Origin of the sequence: Pantoea sp. Fr-CA_6 (assembly GCF_024520895.1) — a bacterium.
GTDB lineage: Bacteria > Pseudomonadota > Gammaproteobacteria > Enterobacterales > Enterobacteriaceae > Pantoea > Pantoea agglomerans.
Genome location: NZ_JALNPO010000034.1, coordinates 1 through 674 on the forward strand (window position 1 = coordinate 1; position 674 = coordinate 674).

Sequence of the window (674 nt, forward strand, 5' to 3'; positions counted from 1 at the left end):
CCGGAAATGGCGGCCTTTACCGATGCGGCGCACGGCGGCATGTACGTGACCGTGTGGAACGCCACCAGCGGTCCGGGTGACACCAGCGGCAGCGGGGTTGTCGGGCAGATTTTTGCCGCAGACGGCACGCCACTGGGGGGTAACTTCCAGGTGAACACCACCACGGACAGCTCCCAGAACTATCCGGACGTTATCACCCTGAACGACGGCAGCATCGTGGTGTTCTGGGACAGCAGCGACAGCGGCACCAGCAACTCTGACATCCGCGCAGTGCACTACCGCGTGGATGCCGCCACCGGAACGCTGACGCTGGTCGGCAGCGGTGACTTCATCGTCAACAGCTACACCAGCGGCAAGCAGTATAAGCCGGTCGGCGTGGCGCTGGATGATGGCGGCTACCTGCTCATCTGGGGCTCTGAAGGCGGCGACGGGGATGGCTCGGCCATCTACGCACAGCGCTTTGATGCGAACGATAACAGGGTGGGACGCGAGTTCCTGGTGAACACCACCACGAGCGGCAACCAGGGTACCGGTGGCGACTCGGTGGATGCAACGCACATCTTTGACGCCGTGCTGACCGCGGACGGCAGCGTATACGTGACGTGGCAGTCGGACAACGTGGACGGTTCGGGAACCGGCATTGAAGGTATCGTGATTGACGTGGATGCGGCGTT

General features: G+C 63.1%; 1 protein-coding gene. It reads left to right on the forward strand.

Annotated features, from left to right (window positions below; genetic code table 11):
* A partial coding sequence (locus NR201_RS22480; RefSeq protein ID WP_256850189.1) for a hypothetical protein occupies positions 1-674 on the forward strand: 674 nt, incomplete at both ends.